The organism is Dapis brunnea BLCC-M229, assembly GCF_050015995.1.
GTDB lineage: Bacteria > Cyanobacteriota > Cyanobacteriia > Cyanobacteriales > Microcoleaceae > Trichodesmium.
Genome location: NZ_JBNHEP010000029.1, coordinates 1 through 18,802 on the forward strand (window position 1 = coordinate 1; position 18,802 = coordinate 18,802).

Below are 18,802 nucleotides of genomic sequence, written 5' to 3' on the forward strand. Positions count from 1 at the left end.
CAGATATAATATTTAGTCTAATATAATTTCACGACAGGCAAACCTTTTAGGGCTAAAGCCCAACTACGAGCCTAATTTATAAGTGTTTTACCAGATATAATAATTAGTCTAATATAATTTCACAACTGGCAAACCTTTTTTCGGAATACTGCTGAGAAAACGCTGTCGGATTGAGTCTAATTTATAGGAACAAATTAAACTTAATATCCCAAGTAAAACCGGGATAAAAATAATTTTTACAGGTAAATTAATTGCTATTAACAACAAGGCAAAAATTGCTAAAACTGCTGTAAAATTTTGACAAAAATCTTTGATTTTATCTATCAAAATTAGAGATTGCCGACAACTAGGACAATGCTTTGTATGTCTGTGCCAGCGATCGTATAATTGTTCATGATTTAATTCTTGAAAAGCTGTTTCTGTGATTCCTTGCCATTCAGGTTTACCTCCGGCAAATTCATCTAACCATTTGCGAAAAGTAACTATACCAACATCAGCTAATGAAGGCATGAAATAAGATTTTTGCCAAGTTTTATTTTCTGTTGATTCATTAACAGCTTGGGAGTGCATCATTGATAAATCTTGATTACTTAACTTATAGCTAGATGAGTGTTGTAACCCAGTTACTAAATATTTTGGTAGGAGTTCAAAAAAGAAGTTACGTTTTTGTGGAGCTGCATCAAAAATAAACTTGGTAATATGTTTACAATAACCTGGTTTTGTCGGCACAAAATACAACTGAAATAAAGCAGATTTACCATTAGAATATTCATATATTGTTGTATTAGAACAGGGCGGGGTAAATTTCCGCGTCGCATCCATATCTTTGTTAAAAATATTGTAACCAGAATGCTTTAAGGTAAAACCATCTTCAGCAGACATTTCTCCGAATACTTCAAAATTTTGCATTGCAATAGCTCTTTCTGGAGATAAACCAGCAATTCCTTCATGCAAAAATTGGGCGTGAGAAGGATCGAAACTACTTTCAACAGAGACAGTATAACCAACAGGAACTTCTGACATAAACCAATCTGTTGAAGAAGTATCAAGTTTATATTCTGGCATAACAGCAGGTTGTTTTAAGGTAGAATCTTCAACAGCATTAGAACTATTATCCGCCCATATCCAAAGTAATCCTTGTTGCACTTGAGTTGGATATGTTTGTACGCGCGATCGCTCACTATTACAAGCTGTTTCTAAAGCTTTTTCATCACTTAACATAGGAATATTTATACATTTGCCTGCTCCATCAAAACACCAACCATGATGGCGACACATTAAATCTCCATTCTTATCAATACTTCCTAAAGATAACTGCGCCAATTTATGTGGGCAAGTATCATCCATTGCTATCCATTTTTGCTGTTTGTCTCGCCAAATTACCAGCCTTTTACCCAGTAAAGTTATTGGGGTTGGATGAGAGGCATCTAGATAACTTATAGGGGTTACGGGATACCATTGTTTAGTCCAGGAAAAGTTAGTCATCATTAAATTAACTAATGTATTAAACTACAATTTAATCGCCTAACTCTAATCTAGTGTATTTTTCCAATTTAGACAATATATTTGATAATTTATTGATGATGTTAATATGAGAAATAAATCAAAATATGTAAGCATTCAGCCATCAGCCATCGGGTATTAGCTATTAATTCATTGCCTTGACAGTAGGAATTAGTATTGAGAGATTTAAGGAGAATTAAAAGTATTGGAAAAAAAACTGACCTTGACTACGAGAAGTGTATATAGCAATTCCCAAAAAGCGTGAGATACAAAATTCCCTGTTCCTTTGGTCGTGAATGTAACAATAATTTTTGAAAATGGTATTATTTACAATAATCTCAGCAATAACACAAAATTTATTGCATATTTTATCAAATTTCTCTTACTTTAGTCAACAATTTGAGAAACGCTATAATTAATTATACCTAATCGATCAACATTCTATTTCTACATTTTACTGCCACCTAGCAAATATCTACAAATAAATCTGTTTATTTTGATAATCTTAGCAAATTTATTTTAGGATACGCTCGAATGTAGTAATTGCAAAAATTAGTGTTAAAAATTAATGTTTTTGGCATGGCACTAATTACACAAAAATGCACGCGACAAATTCTACAGGTGTTTTTTTGATAAGGTGAAAAAATGAAAGATATATTAATGAAACGAGCCTGGTTTTCCAACGTACAAAAAGATTTATTGGCAGGCGCTGTGGTCGCTTTAGCTTTAATTCCTGAAGCAATTGGTTTTTCTATTATTGCTGGTGTCGATCCAAAAGTAGGTCTGTATGCTTCATTTTGCATTGCAATTGTTACAGCTTTTTTAGGTGGGCGACCAGCAATGATTTCTGCAGCAACTGGGGCGATGGCGTTGCTGATGACAACCTTGGTTAAAGATTATGGTTTAAATTATCTGTTAGCAACTACTATTCTCACAGGTATTCTACAAATTTTCCTAGGGTGGATAAAACTAGGAAATCAAATGAGATTTGTACCCAGAGCGGTAATGCTAGGATTTGTCAATGCTCTGGCAATATTGATTTTTGATGCTCAATTAACTCAATTTGAAGATGCTTCTATTTGGGTTTACATAATGGTAGCAGTTGGGTTAGGGATTATTTATGGGTTGCCTCGCTTCACTAGGATAGTACCTTCTCCTTTAGTTGCTATTGTTGTGCTGACAATATTTACTATGGTGACTGGGTTAGATGTCCCCACAGTAGGAGATATGGGAACATTGCCCGACGCTTTACCTAGTTTTGCCTTGCCAATGGTACCGGCGAATTTCAAAACTTTAGAGATTATTCTGCCTTATGCTTTAGCGCTTTCTTTGGTAGGGTTACTGGAATCATTTTTAACCGCTAATGTAATTGATGACCTCACCGATACCTCCAGTGATAAAAACCAGGAAGCAGTAGGTCAAGGCATCGCAAATATTGTTGCTGGATTTTTTGGGGGTATGGCAGGATGCGCTATGATCGGTCAGTCTATGATTAATGTAGGTTCCGGAGGGCGAACTCGACTATCGTCTCTGAGTGCTGGAATTTTTCTGTTTGTTTGTATTATTGTGCTGAATAACTGGGTGGCGCGTATTCCTATGGCAGCATTAGTCGCGGTGATGATTATGGTTTCTATCAGTACCTTTCACTGGAGTTCGATTCGCCATATTCGTCGGGTGCCCAAGAGTGAGACGGCAGTAATGATAACTACTGTGTTGATTACAGTTTTGACTCATAACTTAGCTATTGGAGTAATTGTTGGGGTAGCGCTGAGTGCGATTTTCTTTAGTCGTAAAATTGCCGCACTAATTTTTGTTGACTCCTACTTACAAGAAAATGGTGTGGAGCGTATTTACAGTGTCAATGGTCAAATCTTTTTTGTTTCTGTGGATAATTTTCTCAACTCCTTTGATTTTCGGGAACATTTAGAGTCTGTGACTGTTGATTTAACTCATGCTCATTTATGGGATCAATCTGCTGTAGATGCAGTTGATAAAGTTGTGCTGCGTTTTCGCAGACGCTGTATTAAGGTAAATTTGATTGGTTTGAATGAAGCTAGTGCTACTTTGTTAGACCGTTTGACTACCCATTCTAGTAAACAAACAATTTTTAAAGAGGGGCGAGTTATTCATTAGAAGTCATACCGTTTCACGGAAGTCAAAAGTCAAAAGTCAAAAGTCAAAACTAAGATTTTACAGGGTCAAAACTTTGACCCTAAAATAATTTCACATTTAAAGTTTGAAACTATTTGTGACATCTTTACAGTGAATTGGTATCATAAGTCAGAAGTTAGAAGTTAGAAGTAATTTCTGACTAAGTTTGAGTATTGATATAGCAGGTTATAAGCATAAGAAGTACAAATATTAACGAGCTAATCTTTGTGGCCTAGGCATCTAGCCTGCGACATTTGTACCTCACTCTTGATGAAATCTACTGTATAATATAATCGTTGAATATAATATCATATATTAAAGGAAAAAAATGCTACTAGAACTAAAAAGATTAACCATACCTCCTGGACAAAAAGTATTATTAAAAGATGTAAGTTGGCAGGAATTTGAAGAAATTCTCACGGACTTAGGAGAAAGTCGTTCCTCTCGAATAGCTTATGCAAATAATACTTTAGAAATTATGGCTCCTTTACCAAAACATGAACGTAGTAAAGAAATTATTAGTGATTTGTTAAAAGCACTACTAGAAGAACTAGACACAGAATTTTTAACTCTAGGTTCCACAACTTTCAAAAATGAGCAGATGGCAAAAGGAATAGAACCTGACAATTGTTTTTATATAGAAAATGAAGCTCAAGTTCGTGACAAGGAACGTCTAGATTTAACTATCGATCCGCCTCCAGATTTAGCCCTAGAAATAGATGTAACTTCTCGTACTCATCCTAATATTTATGCAAGTTTAGGAGTGGGTGAATTGTGGCGATTTGAGAAAGGAAAATTGCAAATATATGTATTAGAAAATAACCAATATATAGAATCGGAATTTAGTCCTCATTTTCCCAATTTACCCTTAACTGAAGTTATTCCAGAATATCGCGATCGCTGTCAAACTCTAGGTGGAAATCAAACCATGAAAGCATTTCGGAATTGGATAACAAGTGAATTGAGAATTGAGAATTCAGAAGTAATCTCTGACTGAGTGTTCAGTTTGTAGTAGGGCTTTAGCCCGATATATACTTGGGGCTAAAGCCCTACTACGAGCTTGAGGAGATGATATAACTGGCGAGCAAGATGCTCGCACTACTGATAACTGATAACTGATAACTGAATTTACCCCTGACACACAAAACCAGCCCAATAATAAGGATGATTAAACGGTTTTTCGCCCCCTATCAATTTTATAGCTTCGCTCACTAAATCCAAAACTTCTTGACAGTTATCTGCTATTTTCTCCTTTTGTTCGTATTCTGTGACTGGCGAGCAAGATGCTCGCACTGTATTATTTCCTTCAAATTCTTCTAATACTGCTTCTGCATCGTCCAAACTCTCCTCCGCTTTTGCCACAGTTAACTCTTTCAACTCCATCTGTGCTTGCCATAACGCATCTGCACTCGGAATATCTTGGGCGCGGTTGCGGTGGTAAAAATATGATAAAATTGTTGTTGCCAAATCGTTGACTGCCCACAAACTACTGATAACATTCGACGCACCTGCTGATAAAAAGGCGGCGCTGAGGGTAAAAATATCGTCCGTTAATTCTGAATTTCCTAATGCTGTTTCACAACAAGAGAGAAATAAATCTCCTAACTGCGGGAAACGAATGCTGGCATTCAGCAACTCCCCTAATGTTAAGTCCGTGTCTCCCAGCAATAATTTTGATTCTAACGGTTCGGTTAAATTAGATTTGGCGTGGTGACTGGAGAGTAAACCATTAACTTTCTCTCTCGTCAACAACTGTTTATACTTAGCTTTGGTTGCTTCTTTGCTGCCTTTGAGATGGTGTTCGGGGGCGACTCCATAAATTTGTGATACCAATTCGCATTCTTTGGGAGTGTATGGTAAGTCATCTCTGGTATTTTCGACTATACCGTAACGTGGTAAATTTGCTTCTGGATTTTGTGGTTGTTTTTGACAAAATGTTAATACCTGGGTGCTGGGTGCTATTCTCACCCGGAATTTATCCCCTAAATATTCGCCGTTGTCTAGGGGTAATGCTGGTAAGGGAATTTGATGCAGATACATAAACGGCACCAGAATAATTTCTTTGATGTCTGTGAGTTTTTCTATCAGTTGGTTAATTTGCAGTCTGTCTGCTAATTCTTTTAACATTCCCTCCATTTTGTCTTGCCATTGTTTGTATAAGTCGTGTTTCTGTTGTTTGCGGGATGCGTTAAAGTCGGAAAAACTAATTTCTGTTGTGGTGCCATCTTTGAGTTTAACTATAACATTGGATGGTTTGGGGTTAATAGACTCAATGGCATCAATATCGCACTTGGCTAAAATTGCTGCTGCTTGACGTACTGCTAAATCATTTATTTCGGCGTAGGGTTCTAACCAATTATCCTGTAACCACAGTTGGAGATTTTTGTAACCTTGCTCTTGACAACGGTGCAATTTTACCCCTGCTTGAGTGAGGATAAAAATATAAGTGTCATCATTCGTAGTGTAGAAACTCAGCAAAGCAACATCGTCTCTTTCCATCTCTCTCTGCTCCATCTCCCCCCTTTCTAAGGGGGGTTGGGGGGGATCATTCCTAAATTCCAACAACTCCTTCATTTTCTCCACACTAACTCCCGGCGCTTGTTGACCTTCAGCTAAAACCGGGTCTAGTTGACGCATCTGTTGCCAAATTTTCCCTTTTTCCGCCATCAACTTTTGAATTTCCTCCGTAATATCATCCCACTCATCGCGGGTAATGTGACGACTTGCTCCAACTTTTTCCTGATTATCCTCTGGTGTCTGTAACTGCCGACGTAAATTATCAATTTCCCGTTGTTTCTCTTCCATCTCTGCTTCTAACTTGCGGATATCTTCTGGCACTTCGCCATTTTTATATAAATCTTTAGTGAGAATTAAATCCAGCAAGCGACGACAGCGGAATCTTTCTAAAGTTTCCAAAGCTTTATCATATTGTTCAGCATTAACTGAAGCTTGAATCATATTTTCATAGACATATATATTGTCACGCAAGATTTCTTGCCTACCTATCTCGTCGGGTATCCAATCTCGACTTTGCTCAATGGCGGTAATAGCTGTTTCATAGTTATCGATGGCGAGTTGATAGTTTTTTTGTTTTAAGGCTAAGTTAGCTAATTGACGGGCGGTTTTTAAGCAGTTTGCTGGTAAGGTATCTGGTTTCCTGACTCTCAAAGCAGCTTGGAAGTAGGCAATGGCAGTTTCAATATTGTCGGCTGCGTTACCTTTGATTCTCTTTTTGTAGGCTAATCCTAGGTTGTATTGAGTCATAGCCCAATCTCGGGGGTAGTTAGATTCAGTTCTCACTCTCAAAGCATTTTCATAGCAGGCAATGGCAGTTTCAATATTGTCGGCTGCCTTACCTTTAATTCTGTTTTTGTAGGCTGTTCCTAAGTAGTTTTTAGTCTCTGCCCAATTTTGGGGGTAGTTAGATTCGGTATATACTCTTAAAGCAAATTGGCAGTAGTTAATAGCAGATTCTTTGTTGTCGGCTTTGTTACCTTTGATTCTCTGACGGTAGGCTGTTCCTAGGCAGTTTTGAGTCTTTGCCCAATTTTGGGGGTAGTCAGATTCGGTATATACTCTCAAAGCAGCTTGGTAGTAGGCAATGGCAGTTTCAATATTGTCGGCTGCGTTACCTTTGATTCTCCTAAAGTAGGCTAATCCTAGACTGTTTTGAGTCTTTGCCCAATCTCGGGGGTAGTTAGATTCAGTTCTCACTCTCAAAGAAGCTTGGAAGTAGGCAATGGCAGTTTCAATATTGTCGGCTGCGTTACCTTTGATTCTACTAGAGTAGGCTGATCCTAGGTATTTTTGAGTCATAGCCCAATCTCGGGGGTAGTCAGATTCGGTATATACTCTCAAAGCAGCTTGGTAGTAGGCAATAGCAGTTTCAATATTGTCGGCTTTGTTACCTTTGATTCTACTAGAGTAGGCTGATCCTAGGTAGTCTTGAGTCTCTGCCCAATCTCGGGGGTAGTCAGATTCAGTTCTCACTCTCAAAGCAGCTTGGTAGTAGGCAATGGCAGTTTCAATATTGTCGGCTGTGTTACCTTTGATTCTACTAGAGTAGGCTATACCTAGGCAGTCTTGAGTCATAGCCCAATCTCGGGGGTAGTCAGATTCGGTATATACTCTCAAAGCAGCTTGATAGTATGCAATGGCAGTTTCTATGTTGTCAGCTTTGTTACCTTTGATTCTAGTAAAGTAGGCTATACCTAGGTTGCGTTGAGTCATTGCCCAATCTTGGGGATAGGCACAGAGGGTATATACTCTCAAAGCAGCTTGGTAGTAGGCAATGGCAGATTCTATGTTATCGGCTGCGTTACCTTTGATTCTACTAGAGTAAGAGTAGGCTGATCCTAGGTTGTGTTGAATCATTGCCCAATCTTGGGGGTAGTTAGATTCGGTGAATACTCTCAAAGCAGCTTGGTAGTAGGCAATGGCGGATTCTATGTTGTCGGCTGTGTTACCTTTGATTCTAGTATAGTAGGCACCAGCTAGGTTGTTTTGAGTCTCTGCCCAATCTTCGGGGTAATCAGAGAAGGTTCTCACTCTCAAAGCAGCTTGGCAGTAGGCAATGGCGGATTCTATGTTGTCGGCTGTGTTACCTTTGATTCTAGTATAGTAGGCACCAGCTAGGTTGTTTTGAGTCTCTGCCCAATCTTCGGGGTAATCAGAGAAGGTTCTCACTCTCAAAGCAGCTTGGTGGTAGGCAATGGCAGTTTCTATGTTGTCGGCTTTCTTACCTTTGATTCTACTATAGTAGTAGGCTATACCTAGGCAGTCTTGAGTCATAGCCCAATCTTCGGGGTAATCAGAGAAGGTTCTCACTCTCAAAGCAGCTTGGTAGTAGGCAATGGCGGATTCTATGTTGTCGGCTGTGTTACCTTTGATTCTCTGACGGTAGGCTGATCCTAGGTTGTTTTGAGTCTTTGCCCAATCTTGGGGGTAGTTAGATTCGGTGAATACTCTCAAAGCAGCTTGGCAGCAGGCAATGGCAGATTCTATGTTCTCGGCTTTCTTACCTTTGATTCTCTGACGGTAGGCTGATCCTAGGCTATTTTGAGTCTTTGCCCAATCTTTGGTGTTTTCTTCATGGTGGCTGAGGGTGAATAAATATCCGGCGATCGCTATTTCTATTTGTGCTTTTCTGTCTCCCCTTGGAAAATCCAAAATATGAAAACTCAGGTTTACGATTAATGCAACAGTAGTATCGGTAGTTTCGGGAGGGTTGTTGGCGATAAGGTAGGATGCATATTGTGGCAGGATGTGGGCGAGGTTTTCATTGAGGAGGTGTCGGTTATTGTTTAGGATGTGGTAGACGATGCTTTTGTTTGCTTCACCGTCGTAAATTTTGAATTCTGCCTGTAGTAGTTGTTGCAGTAGGGTGATGTAAGATTCCTCGGAGATAGATTTTGGCGATTGATTTAACCATTGTGTTAGTTGTTGAGCCATATTCAGTAGCCGTCGGGCGCTATTTTCGTTGCCTGCTTCTGCCAGATGTTGAGCATATTGCTGCATTACAGCGATTAATCCTTCATCTATTAGGTGTTGATGGTTTTGGAGAATGTCTGGCTCTTTGCCTTGGGGACATTCTAGGAGTTGTTCAATTAGTTGTGCGTATGCTGTTAGGCGTTGTTCGTTCATGTTATTTTTGTTTGTTTATCCCCCCTAACCCCCCTTGGAAAGGGGAGGACTGGAGGGGTGTAATTATTGATGGTTTTCTCTTGCTGCTGAATCCTAAAAACCTAACCCCCCTGCTCCGCTTCCCTACAAGGGACTCGGGGTTTCAAAGCCTCTCTCCTTGTAGGAGAGAGGTTTGGAGAGAGGTTTTTCTAAGTTAACAGACAGTTTCTAGATGGGTAGTGCTGTCAAACCTCTACCTCTAGATAGAGGCGATCGCTTAGTCTATCCCCCCTAACCCCCCTTGGGAAGGGGGGGACTGGAGGGGAGAGAGGCGATCGCTAACCTCTACCCCAGATTATCTGTGTATCCGTGGCAAAATCTGTGTCTAGCCTCTTATTCCTCTTGAGCGATCGCTAATTTCTGCCTCAACTTCATCCCAAGTTAATAACTTAGGTTGTTTGGCAAGTGCTTGAGAACGAATTTGCCATAATTTTTTACCCATATCTGTTTTAGGTTGATAAATATTTTCCTGATTTATATCCAGATTTTGTCTATAAAATTGTTCAACCAAATCTAATACTTCCTGCTGTTTTTCCACAGGTAAACTCCGCCACTTATCTAACAAAACTTGTTCTCTATTCATTGCTCCAGAAATTATTAATTTTCAAATTGTAGAACATTCAAAATTCAGTAGTAGTAGGTTGGGTTAAGCGACAGCGAACCCAACAACAAGGGTTTTCTGAGTTTACTATAGTTGAGTTTCGATACCTCAACCCAACCTACTTCTGGAAAGAGGCGATCGCTTGCTTAGTAATTTTCAAATTGTAGAACATTCAAATCTGCCAACTTCACTCTCGTACTCAGTTGCAAAATTTCGACTCCTACAACCTTATTCTCACTATTAAAATCCAAAATAACCCCTGGTTGTACTTCTTCCGACTCAATAATTTGAGATTCATCAAGGCGAAAATATAAAGTATCAGTTTCCTGATCAATTTTTAATTTCATAATTGTCTCTTAATACGTTTCACCCATATTTTGCAAAATTGCTTCAACTTGAGATTTTAACTGTGGCACATTTCGTTGAATAGCAAACCAGACAATATCCAAATCTACCTCAAAGTAATTGTGAACCAAAATATTTCTCATACCAATAATTTCTGTCCAAGGTATTTCTGGATGTTGCTCTCGAAACTCAGCAGATAAAGCACGAGAAGCTTCTCCAATAACTTGCAAATTATAAAGAAACCAAGTCTGCAGTAGTTCATTTCCTTCAAAACTTTTCCTACTCTCAAAAGCATATCTCTCAATTCGAGCGATCGCTTCCATAATATCTCTCAATTTCTCAGCATTATCTCTCATAACTCTATTGCCTCCCGTAAAACCCTTTCTCTAAGTCGTTTTCGCAAACCTTTTTCTGTCACCAAATCAACTCGACAACCCAACAATTCTTGCAACTCCATTAACAAACCACCCAAATCAAATAAACTTCTACCAACTTCCATATCTACCAAGAAATCAATATCGCTATTAGCATCAGCTTCACCCCGCGCCACCGAACCAAAAATTCGCACGTTATAGGCACCATATTTATTAGCTAATTCCAATATTTCTTGACGATAATTATTCAGAATATTTTCTACCATATTTTCAAATTCCATAGTTTGTAAAATTTCAACCAGTAGTAGGTTGGGTTAAGCGACAGCGAACCCAACCACAAGGGTTTTCTGAGTTTACTAGAGTTGGGTTTCGATACCTCAACCCAACCTACTTCTATTGGTGAAATTTCAGTCACAACAATCATAACCACCCCTTTGCAGTCAAATGCTGAATATCCTCCTGTAATTCAGGAACATCATAATGGATGCAAATGCCACAGTTAGCAATTAACCGTTGAAAACGAACCTGTGACATATTCAACAATTCTGCTGCTTTTCCCAAACTAATCTTTTCCTGCTGAAACAGCAACAAAATAATTTCTAACAAAAATTCATCTTCAGACATTCCACTCGCTTTGATAATTTCATCGGAAATAATCATAGTCATTTTTCTAGTTTCTATTAAATCGTTAATTTTTGATAATTCAAGCGATCGCCTTTAAGAGATTACTTCGGGGGGTATTAACTGTTTATAGCAGAGTTAATATAAAACATTCCCCCCTCGCAATGACAATTTCACCCTAAACTCAACAATATAAAACTAAGGAGACTCGCCAACAATTTCCAGGATGCGGTCGTAAAGAGGTTTGGCCACCCAGAAACCCGCTTGATGGATGAGTGCTTCTAGCAAAGGCTTAACTTCAGGAATCAGAGTTTGACTTTTGGCCTCAATTAAAATTCCCAAAATCCCTGTATAGGGTAAATTTAACCTAGCTGCCACCATTCGACCGCGACGTTCGTCAAGCAAAAGTTGCTCTGCTGACATCTCAACTGCCAGAGCTATTGCTTCTGCTTCTCCACGATCTAACTCATTTCGCAATAGCTCCACCAGCAGTTGGTTAGTGACTGGGGAAGTTGAAATCCAATCGTATGTTTGAACTTCAGTTGCCCCTGCCACAGGAAAAGCTGTTTCTGTCAATTCCTGGTAAACTGCGGTAGGAATAATCACCTCACCGTATAGTTGGCGTAACAAGTTGATTTGGTTAATAGAAGCTAGGTTGTTGATAGCTGAGGTATCGCTGACAACAATCATAGTCTCCCCATCTGCTGTAAATTTTTAATATCCTGTTCCAAATCTTCCACGTCATAGTGAACGGGAATTTGGCGACTTGCTAGTAGATGCTGAAAAGCGATTCTATTCATACCAGCAAATTGACTTGCTTGACCAAGAGTCAGCTTATCTTTTTGGAAAAGCATGACAGCAATTTCTTGTTTCATCTCAGATGGAGTCATTCTAGTAGCAGCCAATATTTCATCAGAAATAATAATGCTCATGGTAAGTTCCCTATTTTTTCATTATTTTAGCAGTATTTGAGGGAGGGGCAGTGGGAGCAAGATGCTCCCGTCCATAATTTCCCCTTTATATCATCTCCGGATAATTAGCGATAGAACTCCGTTTGGCTGACGCCAACAAAAAATTTTTGTTTGTAGTTAGGCTTTAGCCCGAAGTATAAGATAGGGCTAAAGCCCAACTACAAGCTTTAATTATAACTATTCAACCGGACATGATATTACTCCCATCCACAATGATTTTTGATAATTCAAGCGATCGCCTTTGAGAGATTGCTTCGGGGGGTATTAACTGTATGATACCAGAGCTAATATAAATATTCCCCCCTCGCAATGACAACTCAAGACTTACGCAAAATCAGGTACTTCTGTCATTGCGAGCGACAGCAAAGCAATCTCGAAGGTCTAAAACTCTCCTTTGAGAGATTGCTTCGGGGGGTATTAACTGTTGATACCAGAATTAGTATAGCGCTACTTGAATCGGGAATAGGGAACACTTAACTGGGAACAGTTGACTATCAAAAGGTTTCAGGATTTAGAAATGTCCTAACCTATTTGCGTAGTGCTATATCAAATATTCCCCCCTCGCAATGACAATCTTCTTTCCAGTCCCCCCCTTGAAAAGGGGGGTTAGGGGGGATCGAGAATACCCAGGTGTTGGGTTTCGATACCTCAACCCAACCTACTCCCAAATCTCTTTCAGTTTACCCAAAAGTTGTTTAGCCAACTTTTGAGTAGTGCGCGGTACGGACTTAATTTCCTCCACAATTTCCCCTACCTCATCTCTGGTAGCAACAGCCATTCTTTCTTCCATAACTTTACCAACGGCGGGCAAATCACCCGCCAATACCTTTCCCCCTTTACCACGCCAGTTCCCCCCATCATCAGGGGATTGACGATAAATGGCCTCCAATGCTGCTGCCATCAAACCCAAAGATTTTTCCTGGGTTTCCGCCTCCACAACATTACGAAATTCCACAGCTAAGGGGTCATCACTAAGCAAAAAATCTCTACCCACTTCTAACTGCATTAAATAATCCAATAAATTTTCAGCAGGTTGTAATATTTCCAGAGAAACATAACCATCAGATTCAGTTAAATCGCTCAAACAAATAAATCCCAAAATGTCGCCAAAATCCAAAGATTCATCAAAACCAACTGCCACATAAACCAGTCGATTTTCTCTGACAAATTCAGGAATTAAAAAACTTGTTTCTCCTGGTAAAACCCGCCGAAATTCTATTATGCCCAAATCGGTAATTATTACATCAGCCACATCCTCAGCCATCCGCCAAACAGGATTAAAAGAGTCAGCATTTTCTAAGTTTGTGTCAAAATCTAAGCCATTGAGAAAATCTCGCCCGATATATACTGCCAGAGTATTTAGATAAACTTCTTTTGCCCGTTTTTGAGAAATTTGTTGTTGAGCAAATTGTTCAGCTATAGCATGACTTTCTGGAGATAACGGAACTCTAAAAATCAATGATTCGGTGATACTATTCATAGTTTAAATTAGTAATTTTTTGTTGACAATTTGAACAGTTGTCATTGCGACGATAGGAAGCAATCTCAGGGATGCCGGAGATTGCTTCCTTCCACGGAGTGTAAGTCGCAATGACTTGAATATAGTAATTATCCGGATTTTATCTAATTGATAATTAGATATAGTTTTCATTATTCATTATTCAATATTATTTTCTGCAATAACTCGATCTATACATTTGAGGCATTTATTCTTCCAATTTCGATTAACAGTAGATTGATTAACACCTATTTTATTGGCAATTTCTGTTTCTGTATAACCTCGACATTTCAGCAGTAAAAATTCCCAGCAGTCAACTTTTTTAGTACAGTTGCGCAACTTATCTATAGAACCACCAAAAATAGGTAACTTATCTATAGTTTCCTGAGAAAGATCCCCTAGGTTAAAATTATCTAAATCGTTTAAGTTCTTATGGTCTTTTATCTTCTCACCCACCGTTGAATATTCTTGACCATCAGCATCATTTTTCGGTTGGTTTAAACTGACAATAATCTGCCCATCAACTTGACTTTTACCTTGCCATTGACGATATAAATTACAAGCTGTATTATAGTGGGCACGATTAAAGTAACAAATGAATAGATTACCAAGCTTATCATCAGAAATATTATCTAGTTGATCGAGAGTAATTTGATTTCTCCTACAAAAATTTGTCAGAATTTTGTCAAACTTTAAGAATGTTTCCTGTAGGGAATTATCATAAAACTCATTTGAGTCATCAAAATTAGTCTGAGAAAAACTCTTCTTAACTACTAGACCAATTGTCGGATGTTGCCAGAGCCATGTGCAAAACTTATTTTTGGCTTTATTACGAGTATCAGATTCATCACTAAGGATGTCCTTGAATAACTGACTCAAGTCTTCCAGTTTTCGATTCATTGCCTGTTGCTGTTGACTTTTTAATAGTGCTTTTATCATATTACTACTAAAATTTTAGGACAAAAAAAGAAAAAGTTAGGCCCATCAACTTTCTTGTGTGCCTTTAGTAATTACTTCTGCGATTCGATGCAAAAAGATGCAGTTTTGGAAAAATCTATAATTTCGTGGTTCATATTGCAGGGACGTTCCATGGAACATCCCTAAGAGTTTATTTATTAGTCAAACTAAGAGCTGGTAGGATAAGCAAATACTTATTAGACATCTGGTGAAAATTAAAAATCAAATCAATTATCATCCAGAAATTATCAATTACTCCCCTCTTGGGAGGGGTTAGGGGTGGGTTAAGTGTTCCCTGTTCCTTGTTCCCTGTTCCCTGTTCCCTCTTTTCTGAAGATGTCTATTGTTTTATATTCACAGTTAACTTACTTAGATTTGCACATCCCACCTCTGTCTCCACTAAAAAACCATCAAATTTATCGCATTCTGAAACTAGACAACTGACTAAATTCACAAAATAACCTGAATCAACAAAGTTCATATCTACATTGTGCATGATACAATAAACCATCTTACCCTGAATTTTTTCCACACACCATTCCCCAAGTTTGTATGCAGCATTTTTTGTTAATAAAATACTAGAAATAATATGTGGAATCTCTTCTAAAGAATCAAATACAGCAGCACTAGGAACAGAAAAATTCAGAATAGAATCATATTTAGTGATATAAAGTATTTGCTCTATTCCAGAATCCATATTAAACTTAAGCATTGCCTGTTTATCATTTAATTTAGCAATGTTCCCGCCAGCTTTTGCACAATTATTTGTAACCAAGTCTTCAAAAGATTGTTGAGCCATTTTTACCCCACTCCTAATTTATTTATTCTAGTTAATTAACTATCTGGAGAAAGGCAATTATGCGTTTTCAATAATTTAATTTTGTTTATTGGTATAGCAAGACAAAAAAGCAAAACTTGTAGGGTGCGTTAGACAGCTATAACCTAGACGGTGAAAAGCATTTAACAATCTGTCGTAACGCACCATTGAATATGTGTCAGTCCACTACTATAATGGTGCGTTACGCTGACACTAACGCACCCTACTGGACTGACACACCTTAAATGGTGCAATAAATTTTTAGGAAAAGTCTGAATGTATCAGAGATTAAGTCATTTTTCTAATGCACAGTTTTAGCTGTGTCAGTCCACTACTGGACCGACACAGCTAAAACTGTGCAAAACTTGTAGGGTGTTTTAGACGGCTAAAATTCAGACTATGAAAGATATTCAGCAATCCGTCGTAACGCACCATTGAATATGTGTCAGTCCACTACTCATAATCTACCTTAATATTTTTTTTTATTGATAACACAGAATTGCTGTATACTGGAATACTAATCCATCAGGAATCTCAAACCCAAAATCTGAAAATTACATGACAGCATCTCCCAATCAAAACCCAGAAACAAACCCACATATTCTCAACCCTAACGGTGCAGAAATCATTCTCGGTGCAGAATCTTCCGATTCTTTAGTTGTACCACTCAAACCCAGTACAACCACAATGTTCGGACCTCGTGGCGCTTGCCTCATCTCCGAAACAGGTCCCTTATGGGTAGCTGACACCGGACATCATCGGTTATTGGGATGGCGACAACGCCCTGAAACTGATGGGCAACCAGCAGACTGGGTTATCGGGCAACCAGACTTTTCTCAAGAGGGGCAAAACGCCAACGGTCAAACAACAGCAGCAACCGTTAGTGTTCCCACTGGTATTTGTGCTTATGGGGAAGGGTTGGCGGTGGCAGATGCTTGGAATCATCGGGTGTTAATTTGGAAAGAGTTACCAGAAGATAATAATGTTCCTGCGGATATCGTTTTAGGTCAAGCAGATTTTTCTGAAAATGAACCCAACCGAGGCAAGTCGGAAACTGCTGCCGACCGAATGCACTGGCCTTATGGTGTTATCTGTCATCAAGGTAAACTCTGGGTGGCGGATACGGGCAACCGTCGCGTTTTGATGTGGGAGAAGTTACCAGAGATTAATGGGCAACCTGCTGATTTGGTATTGGGGCAAGCAGATATGAATTGTCGGGATGAAAATGGTGGCGGTGAGGCAACGGCGGCGAGTATGCGTTGGCCTCATGCGATTACTTTTTGGGGCGAACGTTTGGTTGTGACAGATGCTGGCAATAACCGAGTGATGATTTGGGATGGTATCCCTACTGAGAATAATCAACCTTGTTATGTGGTTGTTGGTCAATCTCAATTTGATACAGTACAGTTAAATCAGGGGGTTTATTTTCCTTCTGCTGTTAGTCTGAGTATGCCTTATGGTGTTACTGCGGTTGGTGAATGGTTGATTGTTGCTGATACTGCTAATTCTCGGTTTTTGGGTTGGCGGGATGTTGTGGAAATGGGAACTCCGGCGTTAGCATTGACTGGTCAACCTGATTTTAAAAGTAAGGCTGAAAATGCTTTGAGTTTGTATCCGACTCGGCAAAGTTTGTGTTGGCCGTATGGGATTTCTGTTTGTGGCAACACTGCTGTTATTGCTGACTCTGGAAATAATCGGGTTTTGTTATGGTCTTTGAATTTATCTTTAACCTTTTGATACTTATAAAGAAACTAAAAAAACCGGGTTTGTTTTAGATGTCTCACTATACTAATATCATGTTCGGTTAAATAGTTATTATAATTAAAGTTCGTAGTAGGGCTTCAGCCCTACTACAAACATAAACTAAACTTTAAGTGATTATCCGCAATTCGTAGCTCCCCCAGAGGAAGTACATGATATAACATCTGCTCGCACAAACCAGGTTTCTATAACTTTTGTCTTTTTTATTTTGACCTTTGGCTTTAAATGTCAACTCAGCAAATAATAGATTAACTTAGATATCTGAATACGCCTATGAGAATTAAACATGATCCAACAGCCCAAACCTCAATATTCTCTAGCCTGGATTGGTAAAATTGCTGAAGTGCCCAAACAAGAATGGGATACCTTGGCCCAACCCCTCAAAACTCCCTTTCTAGAATGGGACTGGCTCCACAATATGGAAAAATCTGGTAGTGTGGGTGGTAGAAGTGGATGGCTACCGCAACATTTAACAGTATGGCGAGACAGACAACTCATAGCAGCAGCACCACTATATATTAAGGGGCACAGTCAGGGTGAATTTGTCTTTGACCATCAATGGGCCGAAGTTGCCTATCGCATAGGTATTGAATATTACCCGAAGTTATTGGGAATGTCGCCTTTTACTCCTGCTGAGGGGTATAGATTTTTGATTGCTCCTGGGGAAGATGAGGATGAAATAACGGGTATGATGGTTAGTGAGATTGACCATTTTTGCGATCGCCACAATATTTCTGGATGTCATTTTCTCTATGTCGATCCAGAATGGCACCCTATTATCAAACGTAATGGTTTTACCAATTGGCTCCATCATAGCTACATTTGGCAAAATCATGGTTATGAAACTTTTGACGACTACCTGAAGGTATTTAATGCTAACCAACGTCGTAATATTAAGCGGGAACGTAAAGCGGTAGGAAAAGCTGGTTTACAAATGCAGACTTTAACTGGGGATGAGATACCGAAAGCGCTGTTTTCTAAGATGTATACTTTTTACGAGAGTACCTGCGATAAGTTTGGTTGGTGGGGGAGTAAATATCTGACAAAGCGATTTTTTGAACAGTTACATCACGACTTTCGCCATCGAGTATTATTTGTGGCAGGTTATAGTGAAGAAGACGATCGCTTCCCAGTAGGAATGTCATTTTGTATTACTAAGGGCGATCGCCTTTACGGACGTTACTGGGGTAGTACTTATGAAATAGACTGTTTACATTTTGATGCTTGTTATTATGCACCGATAGAATGGGCGATCGAGCATGGTATTAATAGTTTTGACCCTGGTGCTGGAGGACGACATAAAAAACGCCGTGGTTTTCCTGCCACACCTAACCATAGTATGCACAGATTTTATCATAATCGTTTGTCAAAAATATTTTTATCTTATATTGGGCAAGTGAATGAAATGGAGCAGCTAGAAATGGATAGAATTAATGAAGATTTACCTTTTAGTCAGGGAAATTCTTAAAAGGTAAGGCAGAATTTCAACAATTAATAATTAACAGTTAATAATTAATAATT

16 protein-coding genes are annotated in these 18,802 nt (G+C 38.9%); 4 read left to right on the forward strand and 12 right to left on the reverse strand.

The features are described 5' to 3' along the window. Positions 1–108: 108 nt before the first annotated feature. Positions 109–1,488 (reverse strand): aromatic ring-hydroxylating dioxygenase subunit alpha, encoded by a 1,380-nt coding sequence (locus ACP6PM_RS02760; RefSeq protein ID WP_426581633.1) that lies wholly within the window; start codon positions 1,486–1,488, stop codon positions 109–111. Between the two features lie 660 nt (positions 1,489–2,148). Here ACP6PM_RS02760 and ACP6PM_RS02765 point away from each other — a divergent pair. Both ACP6PM_RS02765 and ACP6PM_RS02770 read left to right on the forward strand, forming a co-directional pair. Next, positions 2,149–3,636 carry a SulP family inorganic anion transporter gene (locus ACP6PM_RS02765; protein ID WP_426581635.1) on the forward strand — a complete coding sequence of 496 codons (1,488 nt, stop codon included), beginning with the start codon at positions 2,149–2,151 and terminating at the stop codon, positions 3,634–3,636. Positions 3,637–3,982: 346 nt separating this feature from the next. Further along, entirely contained in the window at positions 3,983–4,651 is a 669-nt protein-coding gene (locus ACP6PM_RS02770) for a Uma2 family endonuclease (RefSeq protein ID WP_426581637.1), read from the forward strand. Positions 4,652–4,782: 131 nt separating this feature from the next. Here ACP6PM_RS02770 and ACP6PM_RS02775 read toward each other — a convergent pair whose 3' ends face one another. From ACP6PM_RS02775 to ACP6PM_RS02825, 11 genes are all read right to left on the reverse strand, one after another. Further along, positions 4,783–9,297 carry a CHAT domain-containing protein gene (locus ACP6PM_RS02775; protein ID WP_426581639.1) on the reverse strand — a complete coding sequence of 1,505 codons (4,515 nt, stop codon included), beginning with the start codon at positions 9,295–9,297 and terminating at the stop codon, positions 4,783–4,785. 364 nt (positions 9,298–9,661) lie between these two features. After that, entirely contained in the window at positions 9,662–9,919 is a 258-nt protein-coding gene (locus ACP6PM_RS02780) for a hypothetical protein (RefSeq protein WP_426581641.1), read from the reverse strand. Between the two features lie 164 nt (positions 9,920–10,083). Beyond that, positions 10,084–10,284 carry a DUF2283 domain-containing protein gene (locus tag ACP6PM_RS02785; RefSeq protein WP_426581642.1) on the reverse strand — a complete coding sequence of 67 codons (201 nt, stop codon included), beginning with the start codon at positions 10,282–10,284 and terminating at the stop codon, positions 10,084–10,086. 9 nt (positions 10,285–10,293) lie between these two features. After that, positions 10,294–10,638 (reverse strand): HepT-like ribonuclease domain-containing protein, encoded by a 345-nt coding sequence (locus ACP6PM_RS02790; RefSeq protein WP_426581644.1) that lies wholly within the window; start codon positions 10,636–10,638, stop codon positions 10,294–10,296. After that, the gene (locus tag ACP6PM_RS02795; protein ID WP_426581646.1) at positions 10,635–10,937 is read right to left on the reverse strand and encodes a nucleotidyltransferase family protein; all 303 of its coding nucleotides are present in this window, start codon (positions 10,935–10,937) and stop codon (positions 10,635–10,637) included. The genes ACP6PM_RS02790 and ACP6PM_RS02795 overlap by 4 nt, the downstream gene beginning before the upstream one ends. A 139-nt stretch (positions 10,938–11,076) precedes the next feature. Then, entirely contained in the window at positions 11,077–11,322 is a 246-nt protein-coding gene (locus ACP6PM_RS02800) for a UPF0175 family protein (protein WP_426581648.1), read from the reverse strand. Between the two features lie 153 nt (positions 11,323–11,475). Continuing rightward, a complete protein-coding gene (locus ACP6PM_RS02805) occupies positions 11,476–11,967 on the reverse strand; it encodes a PIN domain-containing protein (RefSeq protein ID WP_426581650.1) in 492 nt (163 codons plus the stop codon). Then, complete coding sequence (locus tag ACP6PM_RS02810) at positions 11,964–12,209, reverse strand: UPF0175 family protein (RefSeq protein WP_426581652.1); 246 nt, start codon at positions 12,207–12,209, stop codon at positions 11,964–11,966. The genes ACP6PM_RS02805 and ACP6PM_RS02810 overlap by 4 nt, the downstream gene beginning before the upstream one ends. Before the next feature lie 697 nt (positions 12,210–12,906). Next, a complete protein-coding gene (locus ACP6PM_RS02815) occupies positions 12,907–13,728 on the reverse strand; it encodes a DUF1822 family protein (protein ID WP_426581654.1) in 822 nt (273 codons plus the stop codon). A 177-nt stretch (positions 13,729–13,905) separates the two neighbouring features. Beyond that, positions 13,906–14,685, reverse strand: a complete 780-nt coding sequence (locus ACP6PM_RS02820; RefSeq protein WP_426581656.1) for a hypothetical protein — start codon at positions 14,683–14,685, stop codon at positions 13,906–13,908. 358 nt (positions 14,686–15,043) lie between these two features. Continuing rightward, positions 15,044–15,502: a hypothetical protein gene (locus ACP6PM_RS02825; RefSeq protein ID WP_426581658.1), complete on the reverse strand. Its 459-nt coding sequence runs from the start codon at positions 15,500–15,502 to the stop codon at positions 15,044–15,046. 576 nt (positions 15,503–16,078) lie between these two features. Between ACP6PM_RS02825 and ACP6PM_RS02830 the strand changes: the two genes are divergently transcribed. Together ACP6PM_RS02830 and ACP6PM_RS02835 are read left to right on the forward strand one after the other, a co-directional pair. Further along, positions 16,079–17,257, forward strand: a complete 1,179-nt coding sequence (locus ACP6PM_RS02830) for an NHL repeat-containing protein (protein ID WP_426581660.1) — start codon at positions 16,079–16,081, stop codon at positions 17,255–17,257. A gap of 310 nt (positions 17,258–17,567) precedes the next feature. Then, the gene (locus ACP6PM_RS02835; RefSeq protein WP_426581662.1) at positions 17,568–18,749 is read left to right on the forward strand and encodes a GNAT family N-acetyltransferase; all 1,182 of its coding nucleotides are present in this window, start codon (positions 17,568–17,570) and stop codon (positions 18,747–18,749) included. Positions 18,750–18,802 lie beyond the last annotated feature (53 nt).